Origin of the sequence: Streptomyces sp. NPDC057424, assembly GCF_042803315.1 — a bacterium.
In the GTDB taxonomy this organism is placed as follows: Bacteria; Actinomycetota; Actinomycetes; order Streptomycetales; family Streptomycetaceae; genus Streptomyces.
This window is the reverse complement of record NZ_JBHVCP010000011.1, coordinates 39,518-66,195: the sequence shown is the minus strand read 5'-3', so window position 1 is coordinate 66,195 and position 26,678 is coordinate 39,518. Positions and strand designations below refer to the sequence as shown.

Sequence of the window (26,678 nt, the reverse complement as noted above, 5' to 3'; positions counted from 1 at the left end):
CGTAGCCGAGCCGTGCGCCGTGCGCTGAGCCGGTTCGGGCCGGGTGAGGTTTCCCACGCTTGACGGGTGCGGGGCCTCCGGTCCGTGTCGCGACCGGGCCGGTGGCTGATGCGGGCCGACCGGCGTGGCGGGTGCGCAGGGTGCTCAGGACCGGGGCGGACGCGGCCGGAACCGCCGTGCGGAGGTCGTGCGCCCGGGCGGGCCGGGGGCGTGCCGCGCGGGTCGCCCGGGGCCGGAAGTCGAGCGGGTGTCCGGCGATCGTCCGAGCGGGACACCGGCCGGGGAGAGGGTCCCGCCCTCCTGCGACCGGCCCATTTCTCCCCGTCCTCGCAGGCCACGGCCGTCTTCCGGATGCGGGTCGGCCGGTCGAACGGTCGCGCCGGGCCCCGCGCCCCAGCTCCCGCTATCTCCGGGACGGCCCCCGCGCGGCGCTTCGCCGGGCCGGCGAGCGGATGCTCCGCCTCCACCGAACCTCCCCGAACCCCCCGGCTTCGTCGCAGACCCGGGGGAACGAGAGGTGGGGTCAGGCCGTCAAACAGTCAAGAACTTCGGTAAAGCGGTCGTCAAAGCTGTAACCGCAGGACCACCCCACGTGCACGTGCATCTGCCCATGCATCTGCACATGATCAGGGCTATGATCCGGGTCAGTTGACCACTGCATCAATGGCCACACCAGCCAGTGCACCACCGGGGAGCGACCTGTGGACCACGACGTGTACAACGGTATGGCGGCCGCCGGGCTGCGCGGCGCGGCCTGGCAGAAGAGCCGGCACAGCAACTCGCAGGGCTCGTGCGTGGAGTTCGCCCGGCTGCCGGGCGGAGACGTGGCCGTCCGCAACTCACGCTTCCCCGACGGTCCCGCGCTGGTCTACACCCGTGCGGAGATCGAGGCGATGCTGCTGGGTGTGAAGGACGGCGAGTTCGACCACCTGGTGGGCGGCTGACGATCCGGCAGGCCCCGGCGGAATCGGGGCAATCGGTACCGGGTGCGCGGTAACGCGCGTAGAACCGCGACGCGAGAATGCGCCGCGGTTTCTCATTCCCCGTGCGGTCGCGAACCGTTGCGCGGCAGCCGGAACAGCGCCCAGACCACCTTGCCGTTGAGCGCCCCCGCGAGCGGATGCCAGCCCCAGCCGTCGCTGAAGGAGTCGACGAGGAACAGTCCGCGGCCCGACTCGGCCGAGAAGTCGTCCGTCTCCCGGGTCACCGGACTGTCGTGACTGGGGTCGCGCACCGCGCACACCAGCCGCTCGGTCCACCGCATCAGGTGCAGCCGCACGGGGGGTTCCCGGCCGCTGACGCACACGTCGTTCGCCGGGAGGCCGTGCCGCAGGGCGTTGGTGACGAGTTCCGAGACCACCAGGCAGACGTCGTCGAACTGCTCTCCCATGTCCCACTGGTCGAGCGTTCTGCGGGTGAACCGCCGTGCCTCGCGCACCGCTTCGTAGCGGGCGGGCAGGGCGCAGGAGGCGGCGTCGGACACGGCCGCGGGATCCAGCGGCGGAAGGCCCTGCCGTAACGGCTCGAGCATGGTCGATCCATTCGTCCCCATGCGAGGCACTCCCGGGAATTCGCGGTCGGTGCGATGCGGCGGTGGTGCGGGACCATGGTTTCGGATGCGAACAGCAGATGCAAGGGCAGATGCACGTGCAGGTGACCGGAATGAGGCGTCCCGTACCGCTTGTTGGCCAATTTTTCCGTCATCCTCGCGCCCCTCTTTGGTCGTTTACTTGCCTTCTTCTTGCTCCCGCGCGCGAGCGTCGACCGTCTGGATTCCGTTTCCGTAACCGGACGAGTACTGCTCGGAGTGTTTTAGTGGCAGACTTCGGCCCCTGAAGACGTTGGGGAGGCGGGCGAACGTGAGCGCGGGAGAGCCGGGATCGGTGGTGCGGCGCATGCTGCTCGGATCACAACTCAGGCGTCTGCGTGAGGCGCGGGGCATCACGCGCGAGGCGGCGGGCTACTCGATCCGCGCCTCCGAGTCGAAGATCAGCCGGATGGAGCTGGGCCGGGTGAGCTTCAAGACCAGAGACGTCGAGGACCTGCTGACCCTGTACGGCATCACGGACGAGCAGGAGCGCGCCTCCCTGCTGTCCCTGGCGAAAGAGGCCAACGTCGCGGGGTGGTGGCACAGTTACTCGGACGTGCTGCCCAGCTGGTTCCCGACCTACGTCGGCCTGGAGGGCGCCGCCTCGCTGATCCGGGCGTACGAGGTGCAGTTCGTGCACGGCCTGCTGCAGACCGAGGCGTACGCCCACGCGGTGGTCCGGCGGGGCATGCAGGGCGCGAGCGAGGCCGACGTCGAACGCCGGGTGGCGCTGCGTCTGGAGCGGCAGAAGCACCTCGTCGACGAGCGCGCCCCCGACTTCCACATCATCCTGGACGAGGCCGCGCTGCGCCGCCCGTACGGCGACCGTGAGGTGATGCGGGGCCAGCTCCAGCACCTCATCGAGATCTCCGAGCGGCCCAACGTACGCCTCCAGGTGGTGCCGTTCAGCCTCGGCGGGCACGCCGGCGAAAGTGGCGCGTTCACGATCCTCAGCTTCCCGGAGTCCGACCTGTCGGACGTCGTCTACCTGGAGCAGCTCACCAGCGCGCTGTACCTGGACAAGGCCGAGGACGTCGCCCAGTACGAGAAGGCGCTCAAGGAGCTCCAGAGTGACAGCCCGGGCCCCTCGGAGAGCCGCGATGTCCTCCGAGGGCTTCTTCAACTCTCCTGAAGTCCTCCTCCAACTCGTTTGAAACACAAGTACGATGACGTGTGATCAGATCGTGAAGGCGCGATCAGGGGTCTGCTTAGGGATCGAGGGATCACATTGTCGTCGTCCTGCTTCACCGACCTTGCACAGCAGTACATCGACGGTGAGTGGCGCCCGGGCACCGGTTCCTGGGACATCATCGACTTCAACCCGTACGACGACGAGAAGCTCGCGTCGATCACCATAGCCACGGTCGACGAGGTCGATCAGGCGTACCGGGCGGCGGCCCGCGCCCAGAAGCAGTGGGCCGCGACCAGCCCCTACGCCCGCCGGGCGGTCTTCGAGAAGGCGCTGCGCCTGATCGAGGAGCGCGAGGCCGAGATCTCCGAGGCCATCATCGCCGAGCTCGGCGGCACGCGGCTGAAGGCCGCCTTCGAGCTGCACCTCGCCAAGGAGTTCCTGCGCGAGGCGGTCCATCTGGCCCTGGCCCCCGAAGGCCGGATCATCCCCTCGCCGGTGGACGGCAAGGAGAACCGCGTCTACCGCGTGCCGGTCGGCGTCGTGGGCGTGATCAGCCCCTTCAACTTCCCCTTCCTGCTGTCGATCAAGTCCGTCGCCCCGGCGCTCGCGCTCGGCAACGCCGTGGTGCTCAAGCCGCACCAGAACACGCCGATCGTCGGCGGCTCCCTGGTCGCCAAGCTCTTCGAGGACGCGGGGCTGCCCGGCGGGCTGCTGAACGTCGTCATCACGGACATCGCGGAGATCGGCGACGCCTTCCTCGAGCACCCGGTCCCCAAGGTCATCTCCTTCACCGGCTCCGACCAGGTCGGCCGGCACGTCGCGACCGTCTGCGCCCGGCAGTTCAAGCGCTGCGTCCTCGAACTGGGCGGCAACAGCGCGCTGGTGGTCCTCGACGACGCCGACATCGACTACGCGGTCGACGCGGCCGTCTTCAGCCGGTACGTCCACCAGGGCCAGGTCTGCATGGCCGCCAACCGTGTCCTCGTGGACCGTTCGGTCGCGGACGAGTTCACCGAGAAGTTCGTCGCCAAGGTGAAGACCCTCAAGGCGGGCGACCCGCGCGACCCGGAGACCGTCATCGGCCCGGTCATCAACTCCTCGCAGGCGGACGCCCTCTCCGGCGTGGTCGAGCAGGCCCTCGCCGAGGGCGCCACGGCCCTGGTGCGCGGCGGGCGGACCGACAACCTCGTCGAGCCGTCCGTGCTGACGGACGTCCCCGCCGACTCGGCGCTGCTCAGGCAGGAGGTCTTCGGGCCGGTCGCGTTCCTCGTCCCGTTCGACGGCGAGGACGAGGCCGTACGCCTGGTCAACGACACCCCGTACGGCCTGAGCGGCGCCGTCCACACCGGGAACATCGAGCGCGGTGTGAACTTCGCCAAGCAGATCGACGCGGGCATGTTCCACGTGAACGACGGCACCGTGCACGACGAGCCGATCGTCCCGTTCGGCGGTGAGAAGCACTCGGGCATCGGCCGGCTCAACGGCGACACGATGCTGGACTCGTTCACCACGACCAAGTGGATCTCGGTGCAGCACGGCCGGAGCGGGTTCCCGTTCTGACGGCATTCGGCATGCCGGACCCTTGCGGCCAGAACCTGACCGCAAGGGTCCGTAGTTTCGTCGGTGTCAGGCAGCAGCCACCCCGACGAAAGGCGGCCGGTCATGGTGAAGCACGTGGGACCCGAGGCACCCGGTGACGAGCGCGGAGCGCTTCTGTCGTTCATCGCCGAGCAGCGCGGCGGCATCCGGCGGGCCCTGCTCGGCCTGACGGACGAGCAGGCGTCGTCCCGCCCCAGTGCCAGCGAGCTGTCCCTGGCCGGGCTGCTCAAGCACGTCACGGAGGTCGAGCAGGGCTGGATCGCCCGGGCCAAGGGCGAGCCGCCGGCCGTCCACCGGGACGAGTCCAACTGGCACGAGTGCTTCCGGCTGACCGGCGACGAGACCGTGGCGTCGCAGCTCGCGTACTACGAGAAGGTGGCCGCCGACACGGAGACCTTCATCCGCGCGGTGCCCAGCCTCGACGACACCTTCGAGCTCCCGAGGACGTCCTGGAACCCGAAGGACGAGTGGCTCTCGATGCGCTGGCTGTGCCTGCACCTGATCCGTGAGACGGCCCGGCACGCGGGCCACGCCGACATCATCCGCGAGTCGCTGGACGGCGCGACGGCCTTCGAGCTGGTGGCCGCGGAACAGCAGGTGGCGGCCGGGTCCTAACCTGGACCGCATGTCAGCGATCCGTCTCCTCGTGCTCGGCGCGGTCCGTATGCACGGCCGTGCCCACGGCTACCAGGTGCGCAACGACCTGGAGTACTGGGGCGCGCACGAGTGGTCCACTGCCAAGCCCGGCTCGATCTACCACGCCCTGAAGCAGATGGCGAAGCAGGGGCTGCTGCACGCGCACGAGGTCGCCCCGTCCACGGCCGGCGGCCCGCCCCGCACGGAGTACGAGATCACCGGGCGGGGCAGGGAGGAGTACCTCCGGCTGCTGCGGGACGCGCTGGTCACCTACGACCAGCGCGGGGACGTGAAGACGGCCGCCGTCGGCTTCGTCGTCGACCTGCCGCGGGCCGAGGCGGTGGCCCTGCTCAAGGAGCGGACCCTGCGGATCGAGCAGTGGCGGGCCTCCGTCCTGGAGCACTACGTGCCCGAGGAGGGGCCGGAACAGCTCGGCCACATCGGCGAGATCATGAACATGTGGGTCCACACGGCCGACTCCGAGGCCGAGTGGACCCGCGGCCTCATCGAGCGCATCGAGGGCGGCGCCTACACCTTCGCCGACGAGGGCGACCCGTTCGTCGGCATCCTGGCCGAGAACCAGGAGAACCCGTACGCGACGGGGGAGCGGCACCCCGGGGACGCCCACTAATCAAGTTTGACGAATGGTGTGCACGGGGTTACCTTCGAGCCTGTAGTCAAGTTTGACTAGTAGGGGAGGCTCAGTGGCCGACGCGGCGATCACCGTCGAAGGCGCGGACAAGACGTACGGCGGCAAGAAGGCACTGGACGGGCTCGCCCTCACCGTCGCGCGCGGCACGGTGCACGGGGTGCTCGGCCCGAACGGCGCGGGCAAGACCACCCTGGTGAGGGTCCTGTCCACCCTGCTGCGGCCCGACGCGGGCCGGATCGAGGTGGCCGGGCGCGACGTGCTGCGCGAGGCGTACGCCGTCCGGCTGCGCATCGGCCTGCTCGGCCAGCACGCCGCGCTCGACGAGGAGCTCGGCGGCCGGCAGAACCTGGAGCTGTTCGGCCGGCTGCACCACCTGGGCGCGAGGCGGGCACGCGCGCGTGCCGACGAGCTCCTGGAGCGCTTCGCCCTGGCCGACACCGGCCGCAAGGCGGTCCGGCAGTACAGCGGCGGCATGCGGCGCCGCCTGGACCTCGCCGCCTCCCTGATCACCGAGCCGGAGGTGCTGTTCCTGGACGAGCCGACCACCGGCCTCGACCCGCGCGGTCGCGCCGAGGTGTGGGGCTCCGTCCGCTCCCTGGTCGGCGGCGGTACGACGGTCCTGCTCACCACCCAGTACCTGGAGGAGGCCGACCAGCTCGCCGACCGCATCTCGGTCGTCGACGCCGGCCGGGTCGTCGCCGAGGGCACGGCGGACGAACTGAAGGCCGAGACCGGCGGCGACCGCATCGACGTGGTCCTGCGCAACGCCGGCCAACTGGGGGCAGCCGTAGCCCTGTTGCCCCTCACCGGGGCCAGCGTCGACACCGACCGGCGGCTGCTGAGCGCTCCGGTGACCGACCGCATGGAGGCGCTCTCCGGGGTCGTGCGGGCCCTTCAGGAGGCCGGAATCGAGGCGGAGGACGTCGCCCTGCGCCGCCCGACGCTGGACGAGGTGTTCCTGCACCTCACCGGAGACGACCGCCGGGTGGAGGAGGCCGCGTGAGCGCCTACGCCCTGACCGATTCCTGGACCATGACCCGCCGGGAACTCGCCCGCTGGGGGCGGCAGCCGGTCCAAGTGGTGGTCAACCTGGCCTTCCCGGTGATGCTGCTGCTGATGTTCGGCTACCTCATCGGCGGCGGCCGGGGGGTGAGCGGCGAGTACCGCGACTACCTGATCCCCGGCATGCTCGCGCTCACCATGGCCTTCGGCCTGGAGGGCACGATGCTCGCCGTCACGCAGGACCTCAACAAGGGCGTGATCGACCGCTTCCGCTCGATGCCCATGGCCAACGGGGCGGTCCTGGTGGGCCGCTCGGCCGCCGACATGCTCCAGTCTGCGCTGGCCCTGGTCGTGCTCATCGGCGTGGGCGCGGCACTCGGCTGGCGTCCCGGCGGCGGCCCGGCGGCCCTCCTCGGAGCCGTGGGCCTGCTGCTCCTGTTCCGGTTCGCCATGCTGTGGATCGGCATCCACCTGGCCCTGGTGGCGGGGAAGCCGGAGATGGTCCAGGCCGTGCAGATCCTGGTCTGGCCGGTCGGCTTCCTCTCCAACGCCCTGGCCACCCCCGGCTCCATGCCCGGCTGGCTGGGCACGGTCGTCGAGTGGAACCCGATGTCCCACACGGCCACGGCCGTCCGGGACCTGCTCGGCGTGCCCGGCGCGGAGGCCGGGCACGTGTGGGCGGCAGTCGTCTGGCCCCTGGGCCTGCTGGCGGTCTTCTTCCCGCTGGCGGTACGGAGGTTCGGGCGGCTCAGTAGGTGAGCCCGGCCGACATGGGGTGGTCAGTGGCCCTTGTCCTCTCTCGTGTCGTCCCCGGCGTCCGCGTACGCGAGGAGGCGGGCGCCTCTGCTCTCCGCGATGCGGCGTACGTCGGTCAGGGCCTCGCTCATGCGGGTGAGGAGGAAGCGGAGTTGCCCGGTGGTCGCCCTCTCGTCCCCGAGCATGTCAGTCGCGTGGTCGAGGAGGTCGTCGGCCATGCAGAGCTGGACACTCTCGATGGCGTCGGCGGCCCGGGAGAGGCGGCCGCTGCCGTCGGTCAGGAGGTAGCAGGATTTCCCCTCTGCACTTGTCCAGGGCAGCAGTCTCGCCGGTGTGATGGCATGGTCCGTCATGCGGTCATTCCCATGTGGTGGATCGGGTGCGGGTACGAGGGACGCGGGCGCAGGTCGATGCCCTGAGGGGCGAGCAGCAGGGGGCCACGCCGGGCTCGCCGACGCCGCTCCCGCTCCCGGCGCTCGTGTGTGACGAGGTAGGGGCGCACGAGGGCGTTGTCCTCGCCGCGCAGGGGGCGTGCGCCGAACCGGTGGGGAGCCGGCCCCTCGACCGGCGCGCGCGGAGGGTTGTATCCGTGCCTCGCGGCGAGTCGATGTCGCCCCGTGGCGGGGAGGACGAGGTGAAGCAGTGCTTCGAGCAAGCGGGCGATGGCGCCGAGCATGGCGTGACTCCGTAATCGATGTCGCTGTCTGTAGCGATCGACATACAGAGTGAGAGGGGCCGGGCTAGGCTCGCCAGAGGGTGAGACGTGACAGAGCATTTGTCACAGGGGAGTTGATCCGGATGGGACACATGTACGGCGACTGGCTCAGGGAGCAGCGCGAGGCGGCCGGTCTGACCCAGCAGCAACTGGCCGAGATGGCCGTCATGACCCGTTCGCACATCGCACACATCGAGGCGGGGCGCCGGGTGCCGGGTGCCGTCCAAGGAGGACGCGAGGCGGCTGGACAGCGCTCTGAACACGGGGAACGTGCTGAGCAGCTTCCTGCCGCAGGAGGACGTGGCGGTCGCGGACTACTTCGAGGCGGCCCGGCTGCTCGAACAACAGGCAGTGATGATCCGGGAGTTCGCCCTGTCGTTCGTGCCGGGCATCCTCCAGACGAAAAGGTACGCCCGTGCGGTTCTGAGCAGGTCGTTTCCTCCTGTGAGTGAAGAGGAATGTGACAGGCTCGTTGTCACACGCCTGGAGCGGGCGAAGATCCTCGACGATCCGATGACGCCCGTGGTGTGGGCGCTGCTGGACGAGGCGGTGCTGCGACGCCAGATCGGCGGGCCGGATGTCATGGCGGAACAGCTCGACCACCTCGTACGTCTTGCCGAGGTCGGCCGGATCCAGGTGCACGTCCTGCCGTTTGCGCTGGGCAGCCACCCACTACTGAGCAACATGCTCACACTGATGTGGTTCGAGGACCAGCCGCCAGTGGCCTACGGTGAGGGCCTGTGGATGGGAAGGGTCCATGACTCCCCGTCCATCGTCCAGGAACTCCAGCATCGCTACGATTTCGCGTTGGGCAACGCCTTGCCTCTGAAGGAATCCCTGGCTCTGCTCAGGGCGACAGCAAGGGACTGCGAACGTCATGACCAACCGAGTCATACCGAACGCGAGGGCGGTGGAGGGGTGGCGTAAGTCCTCCTACAGCAACGATCAGGGCGGCAGTTGCCTGGAAGTCCTCGACGGCCACCGCCGGGGCGTTCCCGTACGCGACTCGAAGAACCCCCACGGACCGGCGATCATCCTCCCGGAGCCGGCTTGGTCGACGTTCGTCACGGCGGTCAGGAACGGCGCGTTCCCCTCCTGACCGCCCTGTCGTCAGTGATGGAACCCGGTCGCCGCGCCCCTGTCCTCGGTCAGCGGGCGCGGCTGCTTGCGCAGATCCGGCAGCAGCCGCTCCAGGTCCTGCGCGAGCAGTTCGGCGAGGTCGGCGGAGAAGCCGTTGCGGCACACCACCCGCAGCACGGACAGGTCCTGCCGGTTCGGCGGAAAGGTGTACGCGGGCACCAGCCAGCCGCTCTCGCGCAGCCGCCGGGACACGTCGAAGACGTCGTACGCCGTCACGTCCGGCGCGGTCGTGAAGGCGAACACCGGCAACTCGTCGCCCCGGGTCAGCAGCCGGAAGTCGCCGAGTGCCTCGACCCGCCCGGCGAGCCCCGTGGCCACGTCCCGCGCGGCCTGCTGGACGGCCCGGTAGCCGTCCCGGCCCAGCCGCAGGAAGGTGTAGTACTGCGCCACGACCTGCGCGCCCGACCGGGAGAAGTTCAGCGCGAACGTCGGCATGTCACCGCCCAGGTAGTTCACCCGGAACACCAGCTCCTCCGGCAGCGCCTCCGCGTCCCGCCACAGCGCCCAGCCCACGCCCGGGTAGACCAGCCCGTACTTGTGCCCCGAGGTGTTGATCGACGCCACCCTCGGCAGCCGGAAGTCCCACACCAGGTCCTCGTCGAGGAACGGCGCGACCATCGCGCCGGACGCCCCGTCGACATGGACGGGGACATCGATCCCGGTCCGCTCCCGCAGCGCGTCCAGCGCCGCGCACAGGTCGGCGATCGGCTCGTAGGACCCGTCGAAGGTGGAGCCGAGGATGCCGACGACCCCGATGGTGTTCTCGTCGCACAGCTCGGCCGCGGCCTGCGGGTCGAGGTGGAACCGATCGCCCTCCATGGGCACCAGCCGGGGCTCCACCTCCCAGAAGGTGCAGAACTTGTCCCAGCAGACCTGCACGTTCACGCCCATCACCAGGTTGGGCCGGGCCCCGGGGTAGCGGTCGGCGTTGCGCTTCGCCCAGCGCCGCTTCAGCGCCATCCCGGCGAGCATGCACGCCTCGCTCGACCCGGTGGTCGAACACCCCACGACGGACGCCGGGTCGGGGGCGTTCCACAGGTCGGCGAGCATCGCCACGCAACGCCGCTCCAGCTCGGCGGTGCGCGGGTACTCGTCCTTGTCGATCATGTTCTTGTCCCGGCACTCCGCCATCAGCAACCCGGCCTCGGGCTCCATCCAGGTGGTGACGAAGGTGGCGAGGTTCAGCCGTGCGTTGCCGTCGAGCATCAGCTCGTCGCGCACCAGCTGGTGGGCGGTCGCCGGGGCCATGGGCCGGTCCGGGAGCCGGTGGGTGGGCGGGGCCTCGGCCATGTCGCCGAGGGGGTTGGCGGGGCCGTAGAAGGGGTTGACGGACAGGTGGCGTTCGAGGGGCCGGTGACCTTCGTGGAGCGGCATGAGTGCCTCCAGGGGCGAGTTCGAGAGGGGGAGGGGGGCGTCAGTGGACGGGCGTGCCGTCCTCGCGCAGCTGCATCTGCGGCCGGCCCGTCACCAGCAGCCAGGCGGGCAGCGAGGCGACGCAGAGCACGGCGATGATCCCCGGCGAGGCGACCAGCACCGCGGCGACGAACAGGCTCACCCAGCCCTGCCGGGTGATGGCCAGCAACAGTCCGAGCACGGCGGCCGAGACCCCGATCGAGGGATGCACCCCGGACACCAGGGCGTGGGCGCCCAGGCCGAGGGCGGTGCCGACGAACACCGCCGGGAAGATGCGCCCGCCCCGGAAGCCGCAGGACGCGGCGACCAGCAGCGCGGCCAGCTTCACGACCGTCAGCAGGGCGTACTCCCCGGCCGACCGGCTGTCCGGGGCCTGCGCGAGCTCGGCGATCTCGTCGATCCCCTTGAACAGCGTCAGATGCCCGCCCAGGGCCGCGAGGGCGCCCAGCACGATGCCGCCCGCCGGGAGCATCAGCATCGGGTGGCGCAGCCGGCGGAAGGCGCCGTGCACGCACGGGAAGGCCCGCACGGCTGCCATGCCGAGCAGCGCGCCCACCGAGGCGACCACGACCGCCGCCAGCAGGTCGCTCCAGCCGGGGCGGCCGAAGGAGGGCAGGTTCAGGTCGAAGCTCGGATGGTCGATGAGGGTGACGGTGAGGGCACCGGCCGTGCCGGCGGTCAGCGGTGCGAAGACGTTGTCCCACAGCAGTCCGCGGGTCTCCCGCGCGGCCAGCGCCTCGGAGATCACCAGGGCCGCCGCGACCGGCGTGCCGAACAGGGCGCCGATCGTCGCCGCCTCGGCCAGCGCCGGCCAGACCCGGCCCGGCGCCCGCGGCACGAGGCGGGCGCCCAGCCAGGCCGCGAGGGCGACGTTCACGGTGATGATGGGGTTCTCGGGGCCGAGGCTCGGCCCGCCGGCCAGCATCAGCGCGGTCGCCAGCACCAGCCCTGGCAGCACGACGGGCGGCAGCACAGGGGCGTCCAGTCCGACGGTCGCCGGATCCGGGCCGGCGTGCCCCGGCATCTTCCACACCACGAGCCCGACCGCGACGCCCGTCGTGAAGAGCATCACGACCATCCACGCCACGGAGTACCGGCCGATCCCCAGGGCGTCCGGCAGCGGCCCCCAGAGCACGTCCTGGAGCTCCTCGGCGGCGACTTCCACCCCCACCAGGACCAGGCTGGACAGGATTCCCACGGCCAGAGCGGGCAGGATCGTCGGCAGCAGCGTGCGGGCGGGAGTCGCGGGGGTGACGGAGGGCGCCTGCTGCGCGGAATCCTGGACCACGCCCACACCATAAACGCGTCAAAGAGGGCAAACCGGAAACACGCTTGCACCTCACGCGGCGTGAGGCCCGACCGTGGAGCACGGAAGAAGGAAGGAGCGGAAGTGAGCTACTCCGTGGGACAGGTCGCGGGCTTCGCCGGCGTCACGGTGCGCACGCTGCACCACTACGACGACATCGGCCTGCTCGTCCCGGGCGGGCGCAGCCACGCGGGCCACCGGCGCTACAGCGACGACGACCTCGACCGGCTGCAGCAGATCCTGTTCTACCGGGAGCTCGGCTTCCCGCTCGAGGAGGTCGCCGCGCTGCTCGACGACCCGGAAGCGGACCCGCGCGCACACCTGCGCCGGCAGCACGAGCTGCTGACCGCCCGGATCGAGAAGCTGCGGAAGATGGCGGCGGCCGTGGAGCACGCCATGGAGGCACACAAGATGGGACTCAACCTCACGCCCGAGGAGAAGTTCGAGGTCTTCGGGGGCAAGGACCCGGAGCAGTACGCCGACGAGGCGGAGGCGCGCTGGGGCGGCACGGACGAGTACGCCGAGTCGCAGCGCCGCACCGCGAGGTACACCAAGGAGGACTGGAAGCGCATCCAGGCCGAGGCCGCCGACTGGGGGGAGCGTTACGGCGCGCTGATGTCGGCGGACGAGCCGCCCACCGGCGAGGCGGCCATGGCCCTGGCGGAGGAGCACCGCCAGCACATCTGCACCTGGTTCTACGAGTGCTCCCACGAGCTCCACCGCTGCCTGGGCGAGATGTACGTCTCGGACGAGCGGTTCAAGGCGTTCTACGACGCGATGCGCCCGGGTCTCGCGGAGCACCTGAGGGACGCGATCACCGCGAACGCCGCGCGGCACACCTCCTGATCCCCGGCCCGGGGGTGGCTCACTCCCGGGTCAGGACCACCGCCGTGCCGTACGCGCACACCTCGGTGCCCACGTCCGCCGCCTCCGTCACGTCGAAGCGGAAGGCGAGGACGCCGTTGGCGCCACGGGAGCGGGCCTGTTCGACGAGTCGGTCCATCGCCTGGTTGCGGGTCTGCACGAGCGTCTTGGTGAGCCCGCGCAGCTCGCCGCCGACCATCGACTTCAGCCCGGCGCCGATCTGGCTCCCCAGGTGCCGGGAGCGCACGGTCAGGCCGAAGACCTCGCCGATCACCTCCCGAACGTGGTAGCCGGGTACGTCGTTCGTGGTGACGACCAGGACGTCGGGCTCCGGGCCCTGTCCGCCGCCGTATTCATCGATGCCCATGGTTCACAGCTTTGACCGGGACCGCGCACAGTGCATCCTGAGTACGCCCATGGAACCTGGGTCATGACGGCTGCGTTGATACTTTGAGGCAGCCAGCCCCAGCCCGTCCCCACTGCAGCAGGAGCCACATCCCCGTGACCACGCTTGCGCTCGGCCCCGAGTGGCTCAGCCCGGACTATCTGATCTCGACGTTCAGCCTGCCCGGCATCCTGCTCATCGTCTTCGCGGAGTCAGGTCTCTTCGCCTTCCTGCCGGGTGACTCCCTGCTGTTCACGGCGGGTCTCTTCGTCGCCGAGGGCACGTACATCACCCAGCCGCTGTGGCTGGTCTGCGCGTTGATCGTGATCGCCGCCGTCGTCGGTGACCAAGTGGGCTACACGATCGGCAAAGTCCTGGGCCCGAAGCTCTTCAACCGTCCCAACTCCAAGCTCTTCAAGCAGGAGAACCTGGACAAGGCCCACGAGTTCATGGAGAAGTACGGCCCCAAGGCGATCGTCCTGGCCCGCTTCGTCCCGATCGTGCGCACCTTCGCCCCCATCGTCGCCGGCGCCGGGCGTATGAAGTACCGCACGTTCCTCACGTACAACGTCATCGGGGGTATCGCCTGGGGCACCGGCGTCACCCTCGCGGGTTACTGGCTCGGCCAGATCGACTTCATCAAGAAGAACGTCGAGCCGATCCTCATCCTGATCGTCCTGCTCTCCGTCGTCCCGATCATCATCGAGTACCTGCGCGACCGCTCCAAGAAGAAGCGCGCGGCGGCGCAGGCCTCCGCGCAGCGCCGGCAGCCCCCCGTCATGGACGACGCGACGACCCAGCTCCGCCGCATCGACCCGAACGGCTGGCCGCCCCACCAGCAGCCGCAGCAGCCCCCGTACGGCAACCAGGACGGCTACAACGACCAGCAGTACTACAGCCAGTACCCGCAGGCTCCGGGCTACGGCCACCAGCAGCAGTACGACAAGAACTACCCGCAGAACTGAATCCGGGCAGGGGTGCATCACCTGCGAGACCGAGTGCTGTACAGCGATCCCGCAGGTGATGGGCCACCTATGCCGCCAGCCAAGGGCGGCGCTGCTTTCCCGGCTCTTCCCCTAGCTCACGTACATCCACCTGGTCACATAGACGTTTCCGTCGGTCATCATGATGCCGCGGATGCTGTCATCGGAACCCAGGTTGCTGAGACGCCTGGTGTATGAGCCGCAATTTCCAGTCCCGATGAATTGATTGTCCCAGCCGTCCCAGATGTAGCTCCCGCCGTCTATCTGGTAGCCGAACTGCACGTTGATGGTCCCCGAGCCTCCCGTCCTGCAGTATTCGGTGGTGTAATTCCCGGTGATCGGACCGTCCGGACCGTAGATGCACAGCTCGCCGTTGTCGAGCGATCCGCACTTCGACGACTGGGCAGTCTGCGGAGCAGCGCTGGCGGATGGGACAGGACCGAACAGCACGAGGACTCCGGCCATGGCCGCAGCCAAGGAGAGCGTGTTCTTGGCGGCTCGCAACACGGAAAATCTCAAGTCTGTCTCCCCTTCAGGAAAATGGCTTCGGCGAAAGGCTAGGCGGTTGGCCCATGGGTCAGACAGGCCGCATCCCTGAAGGTGAAGACACTAAAGGTGACAGTAGGTAGTCGAAGAAACCTCTTGGGGTCGGTCAAAGGCGTCATGTCTCTATATTGAATCCATGCCGTCCGCTGTCGAAGTCACTGTCGGCTGGTCTCGCAAGGCGCATGTGACATCCATCACTGGATGATCATGGTCGTGTCCCGCAGATGCCTACGTCGACCCCGCCGCAGGACTGGCCCGTCAGAAACCGCGTGTCCGCTTGGCGGCGCGGCGGCTCGCCGCCGTGGCCGCGCCGGGGATGCGCAGGAACAGCCGCGAGATCTCCGTTCCCAGGTTCACTCCGATCGCGATGGCCATCGCCAGCGCCGCGGCCTTCGACAGCCACACCAGCCCCATATCGACATCGTTCTGCGAGATCGACAACAGCCCGAAGTACGACGCGGAACCGGGCAACAGGGGCCCGATGGCCGCCGTCGTGTACGGCAGCGCCGACGCGAACCGGTACCGGGACAGCAACTGCCCGAACAGCCCCACCAGCCCCGCCGCAACCGCCGTAGAGGCAACCGGCGAGAATTCGCCCGTGTAGTGCATCGCGCCGTAGACCGACCACGCGACGCCGCCGTTCAACGTCACAGCCAGCACGGTGGATCGTTCCTGCTGCAGCAGTACCGCAAAGGCCAGGGACAGCAGCATCGACGCGCCGATCTGCAACAGCGGCCGCGGCTCGGTGCTCAGAGCCGCGTCAGGGGTGAGGCGGGCACCCAACTGGACGCCGACATAGAGCATCACCAGCACCCCGACGACGATGCCCACAAAGAAGTACATGACTTCCAGCAGCCGTGCGGACGCGGTGATGTAGTAGCCGGTCAGACCGTCCTGCACGCCCGCCACCAACGCCCGGCCGGGCAGCAGCGCGAACAACCCACCAGTGATCACCGCGGACGCCTTGACGTCCACGTGCGCCAGCGCCAGCGCGATCCCGATCGCGGCCGGAGGCGTCGCGGCGACCGTGAACTGGTAGAACTCCGGCAGCCCGCGCCCCGCGCACAGCCAAGCCAGCCGGTCGCCGAGCATCGCGCCCACCACGGCCGCGAAGAAGACGATCAGGTCACCGCCGACCAGCACCGAGGCCGAGCCTGCCAGCAGTCCGCTCGCGGCGGTCAGTACCCAGCCGGGATAGGGGTGCCGGTTGCGGCGGATCTCTGCGAGCCGCCCATAGGCCTCCTCCAGGGAAATCTGCGTCTCCGGATCGCTGAGGTCGTCCACCAGCTGGTACACGGCCGCCAGACGCGTGTAGTCGGTGCCCCGGCGGCGTACCGTCCGGGACGCCGTCACCGGGTCGTCCACCAGGGACGGCTGATGGGAGATCGACAGCAGAGTGAAGGTGACGTTCGGCTCGCAGCGGTCCAGGCCGTAGGACCGGCAGACGGCGAACATCGCCGCCTCCACGTCCTCGGCGCCCTCGCCGCCGGCCAGCAGCAGTTCACCGATACGCAGTGTCAGGTCGAGCACACGCGGAACGGCCGGACCCTCGTCCTCCTCCGCCTTGTGCACGAGCTCCAGCGCGGGCCGCTCGGCCACCGGCATCCGCAGCATCGTGCGCATCCGATCCTGCCAGGGCACGTCCTTGGTCAGACTGATCGCGGGGATGCCGGTCGGCGGCGTGAAGGCGGGAGGCGCTTGCCTGGCGCTGTAGGTCCTCGGCGGGTTGAAGGCCGAACCTCCCGACTCCGCCACGGGCGCCTGCGGGACGTCGAGTCTCTTGGGGAAGACGAACTCGGACGTCGTCTCCGACTCCGTGCCGGTCGTCCTGGGCACGGCCAGCCCCTCAGGGATCGCGAACTCCGACGTCGTCGACATGTCCCCGTCGACGCCGGTCCCGGCCGGAGGCACAAACGCACTCCTCGCCTCGTCCGACCTCGGCTTGCGGTCCTCCGCGTCCGTCACTGCCTGGCGCTCCCTGTACGACACCTCAGCCTCAGTACCCCCCAGTGCCTCAGTATGCGCACATACAGGCGAACGGGCCGCACGCGCAGGCGTACGGCCCGTGGGTTCAGGAAGAGGGGGTCAGTGACCGCCGCTCTCCTTGAAACGCTTGTAGGACCGCTCGATCTCGATCTCGGCGTCCGTACGGCCCACCCAGTTGGCGCCCTCGACCGACTTGCCCGGCTCCAGGTCCTTGTAGACCTCGAAGAAGTGCTGGATCTCCAGGCGGTCGAACTCCGACACGTGGTGGATGTCCCGAAGGTGTTCCACGCGCGGGTCCGTCGACGGCACGCACAGCAGCTTGTCGTCGCCGCCCGCCTCGTCCGTCATGCGGAACATGCCGATCGCCCGGCAGCGGATCAGGCAACCCGGGAACGTCGGCTCGTCGAGGATGACCAGCGCGTCCAGCGGGTCGCCGTCCTCGCCGAGCGTGTTCTCGACGAAGCCGTAGTCCGTCGGGTAGGCGGTCGAGGTGAAGAGTCGCCGGTCCAGGCGGATACGACCGGTCTCGTGGTCCACCTCGTACTTGTTGCGCGAACCCTTCGGAATCTCGATCGTGACGTCGAACTCCACCGGTGGCTCCTCCATGATCAACACATAGTTCTGGTGGTTAAGTGTCCCTCACGCAGGTGTGTGATCGCGAAAGGGGCTGGTGGTCGTGCCAGAGCTGAGGCCTTGGCGGGCCGCGAAACCGCACGTGGTGCGCCTCGCGGATTCCGTACGACCGCGCCTGGCCCGGGCCGCGGCGGCCACGAAACCACAGGTCGCGCGACTCGTACGAGCCGGGAAACCGCAGGTCGCGCGACTCGCACGAGCCGGGAAACCGCAGGTCGCGCGGGTCACGCGGCCGAAGGCCTGGCAGTACACCGCGGGCGCCGCCACCGCCGGACTCGCACTGGCCGCCGGTGTGGTGACCGCCGCCGGTCCCTGGGACTCCTCGGGTCAGCGTACGGCCGAGCGGGACCGGGCAGTGGCCCTGGGCCGCGCGGGTGGCACAGATCACGGCAGCGTCCCCGGCGCCCCCGGGCGGCCCCGGCCCGCCCCCAGCGCCGGACCCGTGCTGACCGGCCTCGGCGGCGTCAGCACCGTGAAGTCCGCCCCGGACGGCAAGGCCCTCGCCGGCGCCCTCGACCCCCTGCTGAAGGACCCGGCCCTCGGCCCACGGCCCGCCGCCGCGGTCGTCGACGTGACCACCGGCAGGCGCCTGTACGGCTCGGGCTCGGGCACCGGGCTCACCCCGGCCTCGACGACGAAGATCGCCACGGCCGTCGCCGCGCTGTCCGCGATGGGCGCCGACCACCGCCTCACCACCCGCGCCGCGCTGGAACCCGACACCGAGGAAGTCGTCCTGGTCGGCGGCGGCGATCCCACCCTCACCGCCCGCGAGAACGACCGGACAGGCTCGGCCAGCCTGCGCGCCCTGGCCGCCGAGACGGCGGGCGCCCTCGCCGAACGCGGCGTCCGCGAGGTGACCCTGTCCTACGACACGACCCTCTACGCGGGCGACGCAATGCACCCGATCGGGGTCAACGGCAATCTCGCCCTCGTCAGCCCCCTGATGGCCGACGAAGGCCGCACGAACGACTCCACGAGCGGCCCGGTCGAGCGTGTGAAGGACCCGGCGGCGGACGCGGCCCGCCGGTTCGGCGACCTCCTGGAGTCCCACGGCATCAAGACCACGGCCCCCGGCCTGTCCAAGGCAACGACCCGCGCCGAGACCCTCGCGACGGTCTCCTCACCCCCGCTCTCCGCCCTCGTCGAGCGCATGCTGACCAACAGCGACAACGACATCGCCGAGGCCCTCGCCCGCCAGACGGCGATCGCCACCGGCAACCGGGCCGACTTCGCCGGAGCCGGCAAAGCCATCGGCTCCCAGCTGCGCAAGCTCGGCCTCCCCCTGAAGGGCGCGGCCTTCAAGGACGGCAGCGGCCTGAACCGTGCGGACCGGCTGACCCCCGACCTCCTCACCGCGCTGCTCGCGAAGGCGGCCGACCCTTCCCACCCCGAGCTGCGCCCGGCCCTCACCGGCCTCCCCGTCGCCGGCTTCACCGGCACTCTGACCACCCGTTACGCGGACGGAGCATCCGGCGTCGTCCGCGCGAAGACCGGCACGCTCTCGGGCGTCCACAGCCTCGCGGGCACCCTGGTCGACGAGGACGGCCGGCTGCTGGCCTTCGCGTTCATGGCCACCGGCACGGAAGCGATCCTCCCGGCCACGACGCAGAAGGCCCTGGACAGAGTGGCGAGCGCACTGGCGGCGTGCGGCTGCAGGTGAACGGCCCCCGGCCTCACCCGGCCCTCGTCGCCCTGCCCCAGCGGGCGGCGCTCACGTACGGTTGACGCATGACGAGCATCGGTGGTGCTTCAACCGGCATGGTCGACTGGAATCTCGCGGTCGCGACCGCGACCCGGCTCGTACGGCCGGGCCCGGAGGTCAGTCGCGACGAGGCCCGGGCCGTCGTCGCGGAGCTGCGCCGGCATGCCAAGGCCTCGGAGGAACACGTCCGCGGATTCACCCGTCTGGGCACCGAGGAGGGACACGACACCCCCGTCCTGGTGGTCGACCGGCCGGGCTGGATCCGGGCGAACGTCGCCGGGTTCCGGGAGATTCTCCGGCCCCTGCTCGACAAGATGCAGGAACGGCGCGGCAACACCCCCGGCGGCGGGGTCATGAGCGCCGTCGGCGGCAAGGTCACCGGCGTCGAACTCGGCATGCTGCTGTCCTTCCTGGCCTCCCGCGTCCTCGGCCAGTACGAGACCTTCGCCCCCGCCACCCGCGAATTCCCCTCCGGCGGCCCCTCCGGCGCACCGAGCGGAGGGGGCCGGCTCCTGCTCGTCGCCCCGAACATCGTCCACGTGGAGCGCGAACTCGACGTCGACCCGCACGACTTCAGGCTCTGGGTGTGCCTGCACGAGGAGACGCACCGCACCCAGTTCACCGCCGTGCCCTGGCTGCGGGACCACCTCGGGGGTGAAATCCAGTCGTTCCTGGAGGAGACCGACGTCGACCCCATGACGGTCCTGGAACGCGTCCGCGAAGCCGCCCAGACCCTCGCCGGGGGCCGCCCCGAGGCCGAGGAGGACGACGGCGGCCGCTCCCTCGTCGAGATCGTCCAGACCCCCGCCCAGCGCGAGATCCTGGGCCGGCTGACGGCCGTGATGTCCCTGCTGGAGGGCCACGCCGACTTCGTCATGGACGGCGTCGGCCCGGACGTCGTACCGACCGTCGGGGAGATCCGCGAGAAGTTCCAGCAGCGGCGCGCCAAGGGCGCCTCCCGCCTGGACCTGGCCCTGCGCAAGCTGCTCGGCTTGGACGCCAAACTCCGCCAGTACCGGGACGGCGAACGCTTCGTGCGGGCCGTCGTCGACGAGGTCGGCATGGACGGCTTCAACCGTGTGTGGACCTCGCCCAACACCCTCCCCACCAAGTCGGAGATCGCCAAACCGGCGGACTGGGTCGCGCGGGTGCATCGCAGGGCCGAGTAGTGAACATCGCGGGAAGGTCGTGAAAGGAAACCGGCCGACGGCAGGCGAACGCCCCTCCAATCACCCGTCCGAGGGACCGTGAGGCAGGGGTAGGCGTGCAATGCTCGGGGAACGGCCCGGTTCTGTCACCATCTACACACTCTGCGTGACCGGCACGCGGGCTCACCCCCCGAAAACTTCATGAAGGGAACCGGACATGGGTCCCCATCCTGCGGTCGCGGCGATACGCCTGGCGGTCCGCCGCGTCCTCCACGACCTCCTCACCGAACACCACCGCGCCCCCGCCGCGGTCCCGCACGCCCTCCCGCACGAGAAGCCACCCCCGCCGCTCGTGCTCGTGGCATGCTCCGGCGGCGCCGACTCGATGGCCCTCGCCTCCGCCCTGGCCTTCGAGTCCCCCAAACTCGGCGTTCGAGCCGGCGGCGTCACCGTCGACCACGGCCTCCAGCCCGGCTCCGACGCCCGCGCCGCGGAAGTCGTCCAGCGCCTGCGCGAACTCGGCCTCGACCCCGTCGACTCCGTCGCCGTCACCGTCGGCCGCGCCGGCGGACCCGAGGCCGCCGCCCGCGACGCCCGCTACGCCGCACTCGACACCGCGGCCGAACGCCACGGCGCCGCCGCGGTCCTGCTCGGCCACACCCGCGACGACCAGGCCGAGACCGTCCTGCTCGGCCTCGCCCGGGGCTCCGGCATCCGCTCCCTGTCCGGAATGGCCGCGGTCTCGGGGGCCGGCGGCCGTTACCGGCGTCCCTTCCTGGAACTCGACCGGCAGACGGCCCGTAAGGCCTGCATGGTGCAGTCCCTGCCCGTCTGGGACGACCCCCACAACGCCGACCCGGCCTACACCCGCTCCCGGCTGCGCCACGAGGGCCTGCCCGCGCTGGAGAAGGCCCTCGGCAAAGGCGTCGTCGAGGCCCTCGCCCGTACGGCCCGGCTCTCCCGCGACGACGCCGACGCCCTCGACTCCTGGGCCGGCCAGGCCGAGGCCACCGTCCGTGACGCCGCGGGCCTGCTCGAGTGCGCGAAGCTCTACGCCCTGCCGCCCGCCGTACGCCGCCGGATCCTGCGCCGGGCCGCCATCGCGGCCGGCGCGCCCGCGGGATCGCTGTTCGCCCGCCACATCGAGGAAGTCGACCGGCTGATCACCGGCTGGCGCGGTCAGGGAGCCATCAACCTCCCCGGCAAGGTCGTGGCCCGGCGGCAGGGTGGCAGACTGGTGATTCGGCAAGGCTGAACCACGACCCCTCCCGCCGGACCGGCGGAGGGGCCGCTCGGCCGGTGGGACGACCGAAAGTGATGCGGGTGGACGCGAAAGACATGGGTGCCGACCTCGAGAAGGTGCTCATCACCAAGGAAGAGATCGACGCCAAGCTGGCCGAGCTGGCCGCGAAGATCGACGTGGAATACGCGGGCAAGGACCTGCTGATCGTCGGAGTCCTCAAGGGCGCGGTGATGGTCATGGCCGACCTCGCCCGGGCGCTGTCCACCCCCGTCACCATGGACTGGATGGCCGTATCCTCGTACGGGGCGGGCACCCAGTCCTCCGGTGTGGTGCGGATCCTCAAGGACCTCGACACCGACATCAAGGGCAAGCACGTCCTGATCGTCGAGGACATCATCGACTCCGGCCTGACCCTGTCCTGGCTGCTCTCCAACCTCGGCTCGCGCGAGCCCGCCTCCCTCAAGGTGTGCACGCTGCTGCGCAAGCCCGAGGCCGCGAAGGTCGCCATCGACGTGGAATGGGTCGGCTTCGACATCCCCAACGAATTCGTCGTGGGCTACGGCCTCGACTACGCCGAGAAGTACCGCAACCTCCCGTTCGTCGGTACGCTCGCGCCCCACGTGTACGGCGGCTGAAACCCCGGCCGGAGTGCCGTGACGGTGATCGGGAACCCCAGCGGGTTTCCCGCCGTTGGAGCAGGCGTAGGCGGATCGCCAGCCGTCCCACGCGGCTTCAGGTGACAATGCTGGGGTACCGTCCGAAGAACAGTCTTTATCAAACTCACTATGGCAGGAGGGACGGGGCGGCACCGCTCCGTATGGATGGACGTGAAGCGATACTTCCGTGGGCCGGTCATGTGGATCGTGCTGGCCGTCCTTGCCGTGGTCGTGTTGATGCAGGTCGTCGGCTCGTCCGGCGGCTACAAGACGGTGGACACCGGCCAGGTCGTCCAGGCGATCAACCAGAACAAGGTGGAGTCGGCCAAGCTCACCACCGGTGACGAGTCGACCATCAAGGTCACGCTCAAGGACGGCGAAAAGGTCGAGGACAGCTCGAAGATCCAGGCGAGCTATATCGGCGATCAGGGCGTGGACATCGCCAACACGCTGCAGAACAAGTACCAGGACAAGCAGATCCCGGACGGCTACACGGTCTCGCCGTCCAAGCAGAACCCGTTCGTCGGCATCCTGCTCTCCCTGCTGCCCTTCGTGCTGATCGTGGTCGTGTTCCTGTTCCTGATGAATCAGATGCAGGGCGGCGGCTCCCGGGTCATGAACTTCGGGAAGTCCAAGGCGAAGCTCATCACCAAGGACACGCCCAAGACGACCTTCTCCGACGTCGCCGGGTCCGACGAGGCCGTCGAGGAGCTCCACGAGATCAAGGAGTTCCTCCAGGAGCCGGCCAAGTTCCAGGCCGTCGGCGCCAAGATCCCCAAGGGCGTCCTGCTCTACGGGCCTCCCGGCACCGGCAAGACCCTGCTCGCGCGTGCCGTCGCGGGCGAGGCGGGCGTCCCCTTCTACTCGATCTCCGGTTCCGACTTCGTCGAGATGTTCGTCGGTGTCGGTGCCTCCCGAGTCCGTGATCTGTTCGAGCAGGCCAAGGCGAACGCCCCGGCGATCGTCTTCGTCGACGAGATCGACGCGGTCGGCCGCCACCGCGGCGCCGGCCTCGGCGGCGGTCACGACGAGCGCGAGCAGACCCTGAACCAGCTCCTCGTCGAGATGGACGGCTTCGACGTCAAGGGCGGCGTGATCCTCATCGCCGCGACGAACCGGCCCGACATCCTCGACCCGGCGCTGCTGCGCCCGGGCCGCTTCGACCGGCAGATCGCCGTCGACCGCCCGGACATGCAGGGCCGTCTGGAGATCCTCAAGGTCCACCAGAAGGGCAAGCCGGTCGCGCCCGACGTCGACCTGTCGGCCATGGCCCGCCGTACCCCCGGTATGACGGGTGCCGATCTGGCCAACGTGCTGAACGAGGCCGCCCTGCTGACGGCCCGCAGCGACCAGAAGCTGATCGACAACCACATGCTCGACGAGGCGATCGACCGTGTGGTCGCGGGCCCGCAGAAGCGGACCCGGATCATGTCGGACAAGGAGAAGAAGATCACCGCGTACCACGAGGGCGGTCACGCCCTGGTCGCGGCGGCCTCGCCGAACTCCGATCCCGTCCACAAGATCACGATCCTGTCGAGAGGCCGTGCCCTCGGCTACACGATGGTGTTGCCGGACGAGGACAAGTACTCGACCACGCGCAACGAGATGCTGGACCAGCTGGCCTACATGCTGGGCGGCCGCGCGGCCGAGGAGCTCGTCTTCCACGACCCGACCACGGGTGCCGCCAACGACATCGAGAAGGCCACCGGTCTGGCCCGCGCGATGGTCACGCAGTACGGCATGACCGAGCGTCTCGGCGCGATCAAGTTCGGTGGCGACAACACCGAGCCCTTCCTCGGCCGTGAGATGTCTCACCAGCGCGACTACTCGGAAGAGGTCGCCGCGCTCGTGGACGAAGAGGTCAAGAAGCTCATCGAGACCGCGCACAACGAGGCCTGGGAGATCCTGGTCGAGAACCGCGACGTCCTCGACAACCTGGTGCTGCAGCTGCTGGAGAAGGAGACGCTGGGCAAGGAGGAGATCGCCGAGATCTTCGCCCCGATCGTCAAGCGCCCGCCCAGGCCCGCCTGGACCGGCTCCTCCCGCCGTACGCCGTCCACCCGTCCGCCGGTCCTCTCCCCCAAGGAGCTGGCTCTGACGAACGGGGCGAACGGCGCGACGCCGGCCATCTCCACCGTGAAGAGCACCGCGGCGGAGCCCGCCCCGGCGCCCGAGCGGACCCCGGAGGACCGCCCCGAGAGCTGATCTGAGCTCTCCCGGCGGTCCCGCCCCCGGAATGGATGCCGCGCCCCCCAGGTTTTAGCCTGGGGGGCGCGGCTTTCCGCCATATGTGCAGGCCGCACCGTGAAGGACACAGGAACGAGGCACCAGATGACCGACCCCGTGACGCTGGACGGCGACGGCCGGATCGGCGAGTTCGACGAGAAGCGCGCCGAGAACGCCGTACGTGAACTCCTGATCGCGGTCGGCGAGGACCCGGAGCGCGAGGGGTTGCGGGAGACGCCGGCGCGGGTGGCGCGGGCGTATCGGGAGCTGCTTGCAGGGCTGCGGCAGGAGCCCGAGGATGTTCTGACGACGACGTTCGACCTGGGGCACGACGAGATGGTCCTGGTGAAGGACATCGAGATCGTTTCCCTCTGTGAACATCATCTGCTGCCCTTCCACGGCGTAGCCCATGTGGGTTACATCCCGGCCGAGACCGGCAAGATCACAGGCCTCTCGAAGCTGGCACGTCTCGTCGAGGTGTTCGCCCGGCGGCCGCAGGTGCAGGAACGACTCACCACGCAGATCGCCGACTCGCTGATGAAGATCCTCGAGGCGCGGGGGGCCATCGTCGTGATCGAGGCGGAGCACATGTGCATGTCCGTGCGTGGCATTCGCAAGCCGGGGGCCAAGACCACGACGTCGGCGGTGCGCGGCCAGCTCCGGGACGCTACGACCCGAGCCGAGGCGATGAGCCTGATACTGGCGCGCTGACGCTGCGCGTCACACCGTCGGTGCGGCCCCCGCGCCGTCGTTCTCGTCGTCCTCCGGGAGCTTGCAGACGCGCTCCAGGAAGATGGCGGCCGCTATGACGCCGATGGCCGCGAGGACCGAGAAGCCGGCGTAGATGGCCTGGTCGCGGCGGGCGGGAACGTCGAGGGATTCCAGGAGGAAGACGCCGGTGCCGCCGTACATGCCGGCGACCAGGGCGGCGACCAGGGCGCTGGCGTGGCCGAAGACGACCGCGCGGGCCGCCATGAGGGGGTCGACACCCTTGGCCTCGGGGCGGCGCTCGCGCTGGGCCTTGAGCCGGGCGCGGATCGAGAGCGCCGTGGCCAGCAGGACCACGGCGATCACGGCCAGGACGATGGGGGCGGCCAGAGGGACGCTCGGGAGTGTTCCGACCGAGTTCCACAGGCGGGCGCCCGCCCAGGACAGGACTCCGGCCACGACGAAGACGCCGGCCAGCACCCGGATACGCAGCTCTCTCACGGTGTCCCTTCGGTTCCCCCGGCTTCCGGCCCGGTTCGCGGCCGTCTTGACCTTAACGGCTACTCGGGCAGCCGGAGTTCCAGGTCCGTGCGGGGCGCCACCCCGTCCCGGGTGACGGCGTCCAGCAGACCGGCGACCGGGCCGCGGCCGGGCAGCTGCGCCTCGGGGTCCAGGTCGTGCCAGGGGGCCAGGACGAAGGCACGTTCGTGGGCGCGGGGGTGGGGGAGGACGAGCTGCGGGTCGTCGGAGACGACATCGGCGTAGGAGACGATGTCGACGTCGAGGGTGCGGGGGCCCCAGTGCTCGTCCCGGACGCGGTGGAAGGCCTCCTCGACCGCGTGCGCGCGCTCCAGGAGCGAGGACGGCGGGAGAGTGGTCTTGAGGACCACGACGGCGTTGAAGTAGGCGGGCTGGCTGCCCGGGTCCACGCCCCAGGGCTCGGTCTCGTAGACCGGGGAGACGCCCTTGATGCGGAGGCCGGGCGTGTCGCCGAGGGCGTCCACGGCTCCCTGGAGGGTCTCCAGGCGGTTGCCCAGGTTGGACCCGAGAGCGACCACGGCCCATTTGGGGTTGGACAGGGTCGTGTCCGCGGCGTCGACCTTCTCGACGACGGAGGCGGGTACCGGCTGGACGGTCGGGTCGCTGGGACCCTTGATGAAGGGCGCGGTCATGCTCGGCTCCGGGTGATGGTGACGGTCACGTCGTCGAAGGGGACGGTGATCGGGGCGTCCGGCTTGTGGACGCAGACCTCGACCTCCTCCACTCCCTCGTGCTTCAGACAGACCTGGGCGATGCGCTCGGCGAGCGTCTCGATGAGGTCGACGGGCTCGCCCTGGACGACGGCCACGACCTCCTCCGCCACGATGCCGTAGTGCACGGTCTTCGCCAGGTCGTCGTCGGCCGCGGCCGGTCGGGTGTCCAGGCCGAGGACGAGGTCCACGACGAAGGCCTGGCCCTCTTCGCGTTCCCTGGGGAACACGCCGTGGTGCCCGCGGGCCTTCAGGCCGCGCAGCGCGACACGATCCACGCGAATCACTCCTGCAATCGTCGGTCAGGGCCGGTCGGTGCCGTGTGCGGTCGGCACACCGGCCTCGGTCGAATCTACCTGCGAGCACGGACGGGCCCGGGCCACGGGGGTGGGGGCTTCGGCCGGGCCCG

The 26,678-nt window shown here is 70.0% G+C and carries 28 protein-coding genes and 1 pseudogene; 17 read left to right on the top strand and 12 right to left on the bottom strand.

Annotation, left to right across the window (positions count from 1 at the left end):
- The first annotated feature begins 725 nt into the window (after window positions 1–725).
- On the top strand, window positions 726–944 hold the full coding sequence (locus ACFU3E_RS12340) for a DUF397 domain-containing protein (protein ID WP_361873567.1): 219 nt from the start codon (window positions 726–728) through the stop codon (window positions 942–944).
- Between the two features lie 92 nt (window positions 945–1,036).
- On the opposite strand, the gene ACFU3E_RS12335 is transcribed toward ACFU3E_RS12340, so the two are convergent.
- Window positions 1,037–1,531, bottom strand: coding sequence for an ATP-binding protein (locus ACFU3E_RS12335; RefSeq protein ID WP_384155453.1), 495 nt, complete (start codon window positions 1,529–1,531; stop codon window positions 1,037–1,039).
- Between the two features lie 364 nt (window positions 1,532–1,895).
- Between ACFU3E_RS12335 and ACFU3E_RS12330 the strand changes: the two genes are divergently transcribed.
- The 6 genes from ACFU3E_RS12330 (at window position 1,896) to ACFU3E_RS12305 (ending at window position 7,368) form a co-directional block, all read left to right on the top strand.
- Window positions 1,896–2,720: a helix-turn-helix domain-containing protein gene (locus tag ACFU3E_RS12330; protein WP_384155689.1), complete on the top strand. Its 825-nt coding sequence runs from the start codon at window positions 1,896–1,898 to the stop codon at window positions 2,718–2,720.
- Window positions 2,721–2,816: 96 nt separating this feature from the next.
- A complete protein-coding gene (locus ACFU3E_RS12325) occupies window positions 2,817–4,280 on the top strand; it encodes an aldehyde dehydrogenase family protein (protein ID WP_384155450.1) in 1,464 nt (487 codons plus the stop codon).
- 102 nt (window positions 4,281–4,382) lie between these two features.
- A complete protein-coding gene (locus ACFU3E_RS12320) occupies window positions 4,383–4,934 on the top strand; it encodes a DinB family protein (protein ID WP_384155447.1) in 552 nt (183 codons plus the stop codon).
- 10 nt (window positions 4,935–4,944) lie between these two features.
- Window positions 4,945–5,586, top strand: a complete 642-nt coding sequence (locus ACFU3E_RS12315; RefSeq protein WP_384155444.1) for a PadR family transcriptional regulator — start codon at window positions 4,945–4,947, stop codon at window positions 5,584–5,586.
- A gap of 73 nt (window positions 5,587–5,659) precedes the next feature.
- Window positions 5,660–6,610: an ATP-binding cassette domain-containing protein gene (locus ACFU3E_RS12310; protein ID WP_384155441.1), complete on the top strand. Its 951-nt coding sequence runs from the start codon at window positions 5,660–5,662 to the stop codon at window positions 6,608–6,610.
- Window positions 6,607–7,368, top strand: a complete 762-nt coding sequence (locus ACFU3E_RS12305) for an ABC transporter permease (RefSeq protein WP_384155438.1) — start codon at window positions 6,607–6,609, stop codon at window positions 7,366–7,368. Before ACFU3E_RS12310 ends, ACFU3E_RS12305 begins: the two co-directional genes overlap by 4 nt.
- 20 nt (window positions 7,369–7,388) lie before the next feature.
- Here ACFU3E_RS12305 and ACFU3E_RS12300 read toward each other — a convergent pair whose 3' ends face one another.
- A complete protein-coding gene (locus ACFU3E_RS12300) occupies window positions 7,389–7,718 on the bottom strand; it encodes a hypothetical protein (RefSeq protein ID WP_384155435.1) in 330 nt (109 codons plus the stop codon).
- On the bottom strand, window positions 7,715–8,041 hold the full coding sequence (locus ACFU3E_RS12295; RefSeq protein WP_384155432.1) for a hypothetical protein: 327 nt from the start codon (window positions 8,039–8,041) through the stop codon (window positions 7,715–7,717). The genes ACFU3E_RS12300 and ACFU3E_RS12295 overlap by 4 nt, the downstream gene beginning before the upstream one ends.
- Before the next feature lie 122 nt (window positions 8,042–8,163).
- On the opposite strand from ACFU3E_RS12295, the pseudogene ACFU3E_RS12290 reads away from it, so the two are divergent.
- Together ACFU3E_RS12290 and ACFU3E_RS12285 are read left to right on the top strand one after the other, a co-directional pair.
- A pseudogene (locus tag ACFU3E_RS12290) lies at window positions 8,164–9,007 on the top strand (Scr1 family TA system antitoxin-like transcriptional regulator).
- A complete protein-coding gene (locus ACFU3E_RS12285; protein WP_384155430.1) occupies window positions 8,958–9,179 on the top strand; it encodes a DUF397 domain-containing protein in 222 nt (73 codons plus the stop codon). Before ACFU3E_RS12290 ends, ACFU3E_RS12285 begins: the two are co-directional and overlap by 50 nt.
- An 11-nt stretch (window positions 9,180–9,190) precedes the next feature.
- Here the strand turns inward: ACFU3E_RS12285 and ACFU3E_RS12280 are convergent, their stop codons facing one another.
- Together ACFU3E_RS12280 and ACFU3E_RS12275 are read right to left on the bottom strand one after the other, a co-directional pair.
- Window positions 9,191–10,594: a glutamate decarboxylase gene (locus ACFU3E_RS12280; protein WP_384155427.1), complete on the bottom strand. Its 1,404-nt coding sequence runs from the start codon at window positions 10,592–10,594 to the stop codon at window positions 9,191–9,193.
- A gap of 40 nt (window positions 10,595–10,634) precedes the next feature.
- Window positions 10,635–11,921, bottom strand: coding sequence for an ion channel protein (locus tag ACFU3E_RS12275; protein ID WP_384155424.1), 1,287 nt, complete (start codon window positions 11,919–11,921; stop codon window positions 10,635–10,637).
- A 102-nt stretch (window positions 11,922–12,023) separates the two neighbouring features.
- Between ACFU3E_RS12275 and ACFU3E_RS12270 the strand changes: the two genes are divergently transcribed.
- Complete coding sequence (locus ACFU3E_RS12270; RefSeq protein ID WP_384155421.1) at window positions 12,024–12,785, top strand: MerR family transcriptional regulator; 762 nt, start codon at window positions 12,024–12,026, stop codon at window positions 12,783–12,785.
- A gap of 19 nt (window positions 12,786–12,804) precedes the next feature.
- Here the strand turns inward: ACFU3E_RS12270 and ACFU3E_RS12265 are convergent, their stop codons facing one another.
- The gene (locus ACFU3E_RS12265) at window positions 12,805–13,170 is read right to left on the bottom strand and encodes a YbjQ family protein (protein ID WP_384155418.1); all 366 of its coding nucleotides are present in this window, start codon (window positions 13,168–13,170) and stop codon (window positions 12,805–12,807) included.
- Between the two features lie 134 nt (window positions 13,171–13,304).
- Here ACFU3E_RS12265 and ACFU3E_RS12260 point away from each other — a divergent pair, with 134 nt between their 5' ends.
- Window positions 13,305–14,153 (top strand): DedA family protein, encoded by an 849-nt coding sequence (locus ACFU3E_RS12260; protein WP_384155415.1) that lies wholly within the window; start codon window positions 13,305–13,307, stop codon window positions 14,151–14,153.
- Window positions 14,154–14,264: 111 nt separating this feature from the next.
- Here the strand turns inward: ACFU3E_RS12260 and ACFU3E_RS12255 are convergent, their stop codons facing one another.
- From ACFU3E_RS12255 to ACFU3E_RS12245, 3 genes are all read right to left on the bottom strand, one after another.
- A complete protein-coding gene (locus ACFU3E_RS12255) occupies window positions 14,265–14,690 on the bottom strand; it encodes a hypothetical protein (protein ID WP_384155412.1) in 426 nt (141 codons plus the stop codon).
- 285 nt (window positions 14,691–14,975) lie between these two features.
- Window positions 14,976–16,682, bottom strand: a complete 1,707-nt coding sequence (locus tag ACFU3E_RS12250; protein WP_384155409.1) for a threonine/serine exporter ThrE family protein — start codon at window positions 16,680–16,682, stop codon at window positions 14,976–14,978.
- Window positions 16,683–16,802: 120 nt separating this feature from the next.
- A complete protein-coding gene (locus ACFU3E_RS12245; RefSeq protein WP_033310291.1) occupies window positions 16,803–17,294 on the bottom strand; it encodes an inorganic diphosphatase in 492 nt (163 codons plus the stop codon).
- A 79-nt stretch (window positions 17,295–17,373) separates the two neighbouring features.
- Here ACFU3E_RS12245 and dacB point away from each other — a divergent pair, with 79 nt between their 5' ends.
- The 6 genes from dacB to folE all read left to right on the top strand — a co-directional run bounded on the left by dacB (window position 17,374) and on the right by folE (window position 25,022).
- On the top strand, window positions 17,374–18,996 hold the full coding sequence (gene dacB / locus ACFU3E_RS12240) for a D-alanyl-D-alanine carboxypeptidase/D-alanyl-D-alanine-endopeptidase (protein ID WP_384155406.1): 1,623 nt from the start codon (window positions 17,374–17,376) through the stop codon (window positions 18,994–18,996).
- Window positions 18,997–19,064: 68 nt separating this feature from the next.
- Window positions 19,065–20,207, top strand: a complete 1,143-nt coding sequence (locus tag ACFU3E_RS12235; RefSeq protein ID WP_384155403.1) for a zinc-dependent metalloprotease — start codon at window positions 19,065–19,067, stop codon at window positions 20,205–20,207.
- A 196-nt stretch (window positions 20,208–20,403) separates the two neighbouring features.
- Complete coding sequence (gene tilS, locus ACFU3E_RS12230; RefSeq protein WP_384155401.1) at window positions 20,404–21,441, top strand: tRNA lysidine(34) synthetase TilS; 1,038 nt, start codon at window positions 20,404–20,406, stop codon at window positions 21,439–21,441.
- Window positions 21,442–21,503: 62 nt separating this feature from the next.
- Window positions 21,504–22,064 (top strand): hypoxanthine phosphoribosyltransferase, encoded by a 561-nt coding sequence (gene hpt / locus ACFU3E_RS12225; protein WP_384155686.1) that lies wholly within the window; start codon window positions 21,504–21,506, stop codon window positions 22,062–22,064.
- 186 nt (window positions 22,065–22,250) lie between these two features.
- Window positions 22,251–24,290, top strand: coding sequence for an ATP-dependent zinc metalloprotease FtsH (ftsH, locus tag ACFU3E_RS12220; RefSeq protein ID WP_384155683.1), 2,040 nt, complete (start codon window positions 22,251–22,253; stop codon window positions 24,288–24,290).
- Between the two features lie 126 nt (window positions 24,291–24,416).
- Entirely contained in the window at window positions 24,417–25,022 is a 606-nt protein-coding gene (gene folE / locus ACFU3E_RS12215; protein WP_384155398.1) for a GTP cyclohydrolase I FolE, read from the top strand.
- A gap of 9 nt (window positions 25,023–25,031) precedes the next feature.
- On the opposite strand, the gene ACFU3E_RS12210 is transcribed toward folE, so the two are convergent.
- The 3 genes from ACFU3E_RS12210 to folB are packed head-to-tail and all read right to left on the bottom strand — an operon-like array spanning window position 25,032 to window position 26,547.
- Window positions 25,032–25,520 carry a DUF3180 domain-containing protein gene (locus tag ACFU3E_RS12210; RefSeq protein ID WP_384155395.1) on the bottom strand — a complete coding sequence of 163 codons (489 nt, stop codon included), beginning with the start codon at window positions 25,518–25,520 and terminating at the stop codon, window positions 25,032–25,034.
- Between the two features lie 59 nt (window positions 25,521–25,579).
- Complete coding sequence (gene folK, locus ACFU3E_RS12205; protein WP_384155392.1) at window positions 25,580–26,191, bottom strand: 2-amino-4-hydroxy-6-hydroxymethyldihydropteridine diphosphokinase; 612 nt, start codon at window positions 26,189–26,191, stop codon at window positions 25,580–25,582.
- Entirely contained in the window at window positions 26,188–26,547 is a 360-nt protein-coding gene (folB, locus tag ACFU3E_RS12200; RefSeq protein ID WP_384155389.1) for a dihydroneopterin aldolase, read from the bottom strand. The genes folK and folB overlap by 4 nt, the downstream gene beginning before the upstream one ends.
- Between the last annotated feature and the right edge of the window lie 131 nt (window positions 26,548–26,678).

Excerpts from the sequence above, each read along its gene's own strand:
- ACFU3E_RS12330 (WP_384155689.1), top strand. The coding sequence starts at position 1,896 with ATGCTGCTCGGATCACAACTCAGGCGTCTGCGTGAGGCGCGGGGCATC.
- hpt (WP_384155686.1), top strand. The coding sequence starts at position 21,504 with ATGCGGGTGGACGCGAAAGACATGGGTGCCGACCTCGAGAAGGTGCTC.
- ACFU3E_RS12235 (WP_384155403.1), top strand. The coding sequence starts at position 19,065 with ATGACGAGCATCGGTGGTGCTTCAACCGGCATGGTCGACTGGAATCTC.
- folE (WP_384155398.1), top strand. The coding sequence starts at position 24,417 with ATGACCGACCCCGTGACGCTGGACGGCGACGGCCGGATCGGCGAGTTC.
- ACFU3E_RS12315 (WP_384155444.1), top strand. The coding sequence starts at position 4,945 with ATGTCAGCGATCCGTCTCCTCGTGCTCGGCGCGGTCCGTATGCACGGC.
- ACFU3E_RS12265 (WP_384155418.1), bottom strand. The coding sequence starts at position 13,170 with ATGGGCATCGATGAATACGGCGGCGGACAGGGCCCGGAGCCCGACGTC.
- ACFU3E_RS12285 (WP_384155430.1), top strand. The coding sequence starts at position 8,958 with ATGACCAACCGAGTCATACCGAACGCGAGGGCGGTGGAGGGGTGGCGT.
- ACFU3E_RS12300 (WP_384155435.1), bottom strand. The coding sequence starts at position 7,718 with ATGACGGACCATGCCATCACACCGGCGAGACTGCTGCCCTGGACAAGT.
- ACFU3E_RS12335 (WP_384155453.1), bottom strand. The coding sequence starts at position 1,531 with ATGCTCGAGCCGTTACGGCAGGGCCTTCCGCCGCTGGATCCCGCGGCC.
- ACFU3E_RS12340 (WP_361873567.1), top strand. The coding sequence starts at position 726 with ATGGCGGCCGCCGGGCTGCGCGGCGCGGCCTGGCAGAAGAGCCGGCAC.
- ACFU3E_RS12295 (WP_384155432.1), bottom strand. The coding sequence starts at position 8,041 with ATGCTCGGCGCCATCGCCCGCTTGCTCGAAGCACTGCTTCACCTCGTC.
- folK (WP_384155392.1), bottom strand. The coding sequence starts at position 26,191 with ATGACCGCGCCCTTCATCAAGGGTCCCAGCGACCCGACCGTCCAGCCG.
- ACFU3E_RS12280 (WP_384155427.1), bottom strand. The coding sequence starts at position 10,594 with ATGCCGCTCCACGAAGGTCACCGGCCCCTCGAACGCCACCTGTCCGTC.
- ftsH (WP_384155683.1), top strand. The coding sequence starts at position 22,251 with ATGGACGTGAAGCGATACTTCCGTGGGCCGGTCATGTGGATCGTGCTG.
- tilS (WP_384155401.1), top strand. The coding sequence starts at position 20,404 with ATGGGTCCCCATCCTGCGGTCGCGGCGATACGCCTGGCGGTCCGCCGC.
- ACFU3E_RS12320 (WP_384155447.1), top strand. The coding sequence starts at position 4,383 with ATGGTGAAGCACGTGGGACCCGAGGCACCCGGTGACGAGCGCGGAGCG.